The following is a 6,075-nucleotide window of genomic DNA, read 5'->3' on the forward strand; positions in this document are numbered from 1 at the left end:
CTTATACGAGTTCTTCTGCACCTCGATAAGGTTCGGCATCTCCAGAGGCTCGGTAATCTTACCGAAGCTCATTCTGACATTCTTTCCCAGCTGCTTAGGTGTAACATTCACCATAGGCGGAACCTCCTTGTATTTTTTTACCGCCGTGTCCGACGCACACAGAGTAAGGCACGGCAGATATTTTTGCGTTAGCGCATCAATAAAAATTTTCCGCAAAACTATTGACAAGACTGCACATAATGTGATATAATATCTTGCAAAAAAGCGATACTATTCCATATTGATACATTATAACAGTATAATACAATTTTTGTCCCATGTCAAGGGACTTCGGAAAGTTTTGTCAAAAGCACCTGATTTTGTTTAAATCAGGTGCTTTTTTTGTGGGTTTTTAAGAATTCTCCCCTCCCCGAGCACCGCACACTTTTATTGCACTAATAAAAATCATAGCCCGAAAGCTCATTCCAACAGCTTTCAGGCTAAATTTATATTATTCTGTATTTACGGTTCAGGCAAGTGACATCACGGCGATCATCAGGAACAAAAAAGTTACCGCAATATGGAGCTTGCATTTTGAAACAGCATCTTTCAGCGTAAGCTGCTGAAGCAGCATTCTCGAAATTATCCCCACTATCGCAGGCATAAACACCGCGATAAGGGATACCACCTCGGGAAGGCTCGAATTGATGCTGAAAATGAAGAACAGGATAGAAATTACTTCAAGGACTATTATCTCCATGCTCGCCGACGACATATCGGAACCGCTCTTTTTTCTCTTGCCGTTGGCTGCGATCGCCTTGTCGAACATCTCCGCAACTCTGTCCACAGCCTCCTGACGGCTGTCAGCCTGCTCCCCGTCTTCTGTTTTGGAATTATCATTCTTAGGAGCCGAAAGCATTTCCGTGACCTTGTCCACAGCTTCCTGATAGCTTTCATTCTTCTGCGGCTTTTCAAAAACAGACTCAGCCTTTTCCTGTACAACAGGCTCGGGAGCTGATACAGTCTTTTTCTTCTTTGGCTGCTTTCCCGCCGCCCTTGCAGCCGCAAACATCTCATTTACCTTATCCAGTGCTTCCTGACGGCTGTCAGCTGTCCCCTCGGACGAACTGCCGCTGTTCTTAAAACCTTCAAGTATATCATTGCGGCTGCTGTTTTCCGTTTTATCCTGCATCTTCTCACGCTCCCGTACATATTTTGCCGACATTTCGCTGTATTCCGCATAATTATTATACAGCGGTTTTCACGTCATGTCAATAGAAATGCCACGTTCTCCCATCCTGAAAGCTGGATTTCCGTGGCATAGTTCATATTTATATTATGCGGAAACTCTCTCCACCTTGTAGCCCTTTGCTGCAAGAAGATCATCAACGCCCTTTTCACCTGCAAAGTGAGCAGCTCCGACCATGAAGAAGTAGTTCTTGCCGTTTTTGAGGAACTCCTCAGCCTTGGCAGCCATACCTTCATTTCTGTTGTAGAGAATTATTTTCTCATACTCTGCATAGTCGTCCTTGAGGTCATCGGGGAGCTCTTCGGCATCATTTTCAAGGTCGAGCTCGTCGATGCTGCCCGAAGCCCATTTATCGTACTCCTCGGCAAAATCCTTTGTATAGCTTGGCATATCGCCTGCCTCGTCAATCATCTCGGATATGAGATAATCCGCAAGGTCATCAGACGCAGCACTCAGAGCTCTTGTCTGTATATCAATAGTTTCGAGGCTTATGACCTCTTTTTTGTCATTATTAGCCATTTCAATGAACCTGGAATCAACACCATTGGTATCGAGGTCATCTATATTCATAATAGCAAGTGATTCAAGCTGGGATACCCAGTAGCCTGCGGTATACCCGTCCATCATCTCATTGTAAATATAGTTTTCCGACATATATGTTTTGAGTTTCTCATATGTCTCAGCCGAAATGTGCTCCTTGACAGTGGAGCCGTCTGTATACATCAGCTTTGAAGCAAATTCCTGCATCTGCTGCATATCTGACATCAAGCTGTTTATATCAAGCTCAACCGCGATACCGTCGCAGTTTTTATAAACGTCCATGATATAATCGGGAAGCGGGAACGTATCCTCGGTCACAATATGTATAGTTCCCAGCATATAGAGCACATTACCCGTTTCACGGTCTGTGACCTTCCACATTGCAGGTGAAGTCTTATCAACAGTTAAATAATCAGCGAGCTTGATTCCATCATCGCTGCCGCTGTCCTCCTTCTTGTCGTCGGAGTCTTCCTCAGCTTTGGTAGTATCCGCCTCGGTAGTTTCTGCAGCATCGGTCGCTGCTGTTGTTTCAGCTTCCTTCTTCTCATCAACAGTGCTGTCCTTCTTGCCGCAGGATACGGCACCAAAGGCACAGAGGGCTGCCATCAGGGCAGCAGCAAATCGTTTACTGTACATTACTTATCCTTTCGCTTTTAAGATTATTGTCAATAATATCATAATGCGCATCTATGGCACGATGACAAAAAGCAGTGTCGCCCGTTATGATGCCCTGCACCATTTTTTCATGTGCGTCCTGGAGCTTCATGCGGACCTCACTGTCTGCTGTAGTCAGAAAATCATCTATCCAGCGCATATAGACCTCAGATACAGCTTCCATGAAAGTTATCCAGAATCCGTTTTCGGTTGCGTAGATGAGCGAATAATGGAAATCCCTGTCAGCAGCAGGATTCTCCTCTGTTCCTTCAGTCTCCTTCAGAGTATTCAATGCTGCGACTATTTTTAGTTTGTTCTCGGAACTGCAACCTCTTGCAATGAGATAACTGCACACAGTCTTTTCCATGCTTCTTCTGAACGAACAGATCTCCTCCTTGGACGTTCTGTTCATCAGCAGCATTATATCCATCGCCTTAGCGATAGAATCGGAGATATTATCGGTGAGATAATTGCCCGAGCCCTGCTTGCCGTTGACGATACCGAGTATTTCGAGTCCCCTTAACGCCTCGCGGACGGTATTGCGGCTTATGCCGAGCTTCTCTGATATACTGCGCTCAGTTGGAAGCTTGTCCCCTACACGCAGCATTCCGCTTCTGATGAGATCAAGTATGTAATCAATGGTCTTGCGGTATTCACTGTTTCCCATAGCTTCCTCCTTGGTATTAAATTTTAAAAAAATTATATCATATTTTCAAAATAATGTCAACACGACAAAGAAATATTTTTTACATTATGCAGAACGCCATTTACGGTATACCTGCAAAAAAGCTGTTATCATGCAAATTACAGGGGGCGGATACTAAGTTCCGCCCTCCCGATCATAATATTCATAGTTCCTGATCTGTAAGAAACTATTATCATTCCTTGCGTTTCTTCTTTTTTGAAGCTGCTTTCTTTTTCGGCGGCTGCTTCTTTTTTTCGGAGCTTCCGCTCTCATACTCAGCCATAGCTTCCTCCAGAATCCTTCTGCACTCAGGCAGCTTTTCCTCCTCTTCGGGTGGAAGTGCGGGATATTCGGGCTTGCAGTCACGAAGCACATCGAGGAGTATCTCCGTAATAAGGTATCTTGTATACCACCTCTGGTCTCCCGGAAGCACATACCATGGCGACTCCTTTGTGGAGGTCTTGTTTATCACATCGTTGAAGCACTTGAGATAAGCATCGTACTTATCCCTGACTTTAAGGTCGTCGGCACGGAACTTCCAGTTTTTCTCAGGCAGCTCTATGCGTTCGAGAAGCTGCTGCGTCTGCTCCTCCTTTGAGACATGGAGGAATATCTTCACAACACGGTAGCTGTTCTCGTAGAGGTACTTCTCGAAGTTGTTCACCTGCTCACAGCGCTTGTCAAAGAACTTCTTCTTGGTGTCATCGAGCACACGGACGGACATATGATAATTCTTCCATATATCCTCCGCCTGAACAGTAACGATATCCTCATAGTGGCTCCTGTTGAAAACAGCTATCTCGCCTCTGCGCGGGATATTCTGGTGTATCCTCCAAAGGTAGTCATGAGCAAGCTCGTCGGAAGAAGGCGCTTTGAAGTAGTGTACCTTTACGCCCTGCGGATTCATCCCGCTGAAAACATACTTTATGGACGAATCCTTTCCCGAAGCGTCAAGAGCCTGTATAACGACGATAAGTCCCTCTCTTGCATCTGCGTAGAACTTGTCCTGAAGCGCGATGAGCTCACGTTTGTTTTCTTCGTATTTTGCGATGATCTGCTCCTTGTCAGCCTTGTCCGACTTGCTGTCTGTGGGGAGCTTTCTTATATCTGTTTTTCCGTCTTCTTTTATGATGTATTTGTCCGCTTTCATTATATGACCTCCGTTCAGTTCGGGTAAATTATGACATATCGCACCTGTTCAGGTGCAGCATCAGCTGTTTCAGACTCCCGGCACTACAGGCGGTACGGTCATCATACTGTAGACCATTACCGAATACAGTGCCGCCTGTCTTGCGGCAAGCAGTGCCCTGCGCTTTGACTCATCACATACACTCGAATCGCCTGCATAAGCTGTGGTCAGAAGCATAAATGTATGGCACACAGGCTCGCTCTTTCCAAACTCCGAAAGATCGGAAAAAGCCTTGTGCTTTACAAGAAAGGCTTCGACATCTGTTATGTCTTCAAGGATATCGGAACTGCTATAATCGGCGATAGTCAGAGCCGCAAGCATGGCCAGCTCGTAATGCTTGCCGTACTTTCTGCCTTTTCTCAGCATATTGCTGTAAAGCTCACTGAACTTTGCGCACTTCTCCTCGGGAGTTCCCGAAGCCATTGCAAGAATATGAGAAACTGTCTGTATACTGTTATTATCAGCACTTTTCTTCAGTATCCTGTAGCTCTGTTCCATATCCTCGACAAGCTCGTCATCGGACTTGTCCGAAAATGCCAGCATAACAGCAAAAGCGATATCCTCTTTTGTGGTAAGTATGCGGTGCTCCTTTTTCATTCTGTCATACAGATTTCTGCCGCGTTGGATATATTCCTCGGTCTTATCCTCGGAAACTATCCTGACAAGAAGCGGCGAGAGCAGCGCAAGATGCTCGGAATTCTTGAAATATTTTTTCAGCAGTTCATAGCAGCTGAGGTACTTTTCCATTTCGCCGCGTGGGTCATCGCTGACCGACAGCCATGATGCTATGAGCGGTCTCATGGTGCTGCGGAAGCTTGAAAGCATCTGCGGATTCGCCTTTATAAGAGCAAGGCTGTCCGTAAACTTATCAAGCTCAAATTCCGTATCAGCTGCACAAAAAACAGTGGTACACACAGGGTAGAGTATCTCTCTCTCAAAAGGATAGAGGTCTGTTATCAGTCCCAGATTAATAAGATACTTGTCGCAAAGAACTTCGAGAAGATCTTTCATGACGCACCTCCTTATATCATAGGTCAGCTTCGGTAGGCTGTCCTGCAAAATATTCCATAATGACATTCTGTCTGATACTTATTGTTACTATTATACCACATTATAGTCATAATTTCAATCAAAAATATTGTTTTTAACGCACAAATATATTATTATCCGCGCATAATTTTCACTAATTTGTCTGAAAATCTGCTGTTTTTCGGCTAAATCAGGCATAAAAAAAGGTATGTATATTATCATATATTATGTGTCAAAAAGAGAAGTCCGAAAGTCTGACGCTTTCGGACCTTGATATTTACTGACCTGTTCCCTTGTATTTTATGTATATTTCGGAAGGCTGTGTCTCCGTACCCGTTTTTATGATGTTTTTGCCTGCATATGTCGGTATCGTTATATGAGCACTCGTAAAATCAATGGTGTCATTTTCTCCCAGAGGAGCTGTTCCAACGTCTATAATCACAGATGCCGACTGTTCACCGCTCTTTATGGTAAGAGGCAGCTCAAAGTGGTAAGGCACCCAACAGGTCACGCCCGATATTGTTCCTCCGCCTGTAATATCTGCGGTAAAAGGCTCGGCTACAACATCACTGTCCACTATCATAAATCTCACATAAGACGGATAGCCGTCCTGATGCAGTGCCTTGAAGTACAGTCCCACGCGGGCATCTTCCGTAAGCGTGAAGCTATACTCCTCATGATGGAACTGAAGGCTTGTATCGCTGAACAGCGCCGTCCGCTGTATGATCGTGCTGCCGTTTTCCGACAACA

The 6,075-nt window shown here is 45.0% G+C and carries 6 protein-coding genes; all 6 read right to left on the bottom strand.

The features are described from left to right. Positions 1 to 508: 508 nt before the first annotated feature. On the bottom strand, positions 509 to 1,204 hold the full coding sequence (locus tag K6G33_RS12615; protein WP_296780082.1) for a hypothetical protein: 696 nt from the start codon (positions 1,202 to 1,204) through the stop codon (positions 509 to 511). 111 nt (positions 1,205 to 1,315) lie between these two features. Continuing rightward, the gene (locus K6G33_RS12620; protein WP_296780083.1) at positions 1,316 to 2,404 is read right to left on the bottom strand and encodes a TraB/GumN family protein; all 1,089 of its coding nucleotides are present in this window, start codon (positions 2,402 to 2,404) and stop codon (positions 1,316 to 1,318) included. Further along, the gene (locus tag K6G33_RS12625) at positions 2,394 to 3,089 is read right to left on the bottom strand and encodes a GntR family transcriptional regulator (RefSeq protein WP_173449891.1); all 696 of its coding nucleotides are present in this window, start codon (positions 3,087 to 3,089) and stop codon (positions 2,394 to 2,396) included. The genes K6G33_RS12620 and K6G33_RS12625 overlap by 11 nt, the downstream gene beginning before the upstream one ends. A 211-nt stretch (positions 3,090 to 3,300) precedes the next feature. Then, on the bottom strand, positions 3,301 to 4,257 hold the full coding sequence (locus tag K6G33_RS12630) for a PPK2 family polyphosphate kinase (RefSeq protein WP_296780087.1): 957 nt from the start codon (positions 4,255 to 4,257) through the stop codon (positions 3,301 to 3,303). Positions 4,258 to 4,326: 69 nt separating this feature from the next. Then, the gene (locus K6G33_RS12635; protein WP_296780090.1) at positions 4,327 to 5,307 is read right to left on the bottom strand and encodes a DUF4003 family protein; all 981 of its coding nucleotides are present in this window, start codon (positions 5,305 to 5,307) and stop codon (positions 4,327 to 4,329) included. A 295-nt stretch (positions 5,308 to 5,602) separates the two neighbouring features. Continuing rightward, positions 5,603 to 6,075: hypothetical protein (locus K6G33_RS12640; protein ID WP_296780091.1), on the bottom strand; the 473-nt coding region annotated here is incomplete at its 5' end.

It is taken from the genome of Ruminococcus sp., assembly GCF_024691275.1.
Taxonomy (GTDB): Bacteria; Bacillota; Clostridia; order Oscillospirales; family Ruminococcaceae; genus Ruminococcus.

Coding starts and splice junctions, on each gene's coding strand:
- K6G33_RS12615 (WP_296780082.1), bottom strand. CDS start 1,204: ATGTCGGCAAAATATGTACGGGAGCGTGAGAAGATGCAGGATAAAACG.
- K6G33_RS12620 (WP_296780083.1), bottom strand. CDS start 2,404: ATGTACAGTAAACGATTTGCTGCTGCCCTGATGGCAGCCCTCTGTGCC.
- K6G33_RS12625 (WP_173449891.1), bottom strand. CDS start 3,089: ATGGGAAACAGTGAATACCGCAAGACCATTGATTACATACTTGATCTC.
- K6G33_RS12630 (WP_296780087.1), bottom strand. CDS start 4,257: ATGAAAGCGGACAAATACATCATAAAAGAAGACGGAAAAACAGATATA.
- K6G33_RS12635 (WP_296780090.1), bottom strand. CDS start 5,307: ATGAAAGATCTTCTCGAAGTTCTTTGCGACAAGTATCTTATTAATCTG.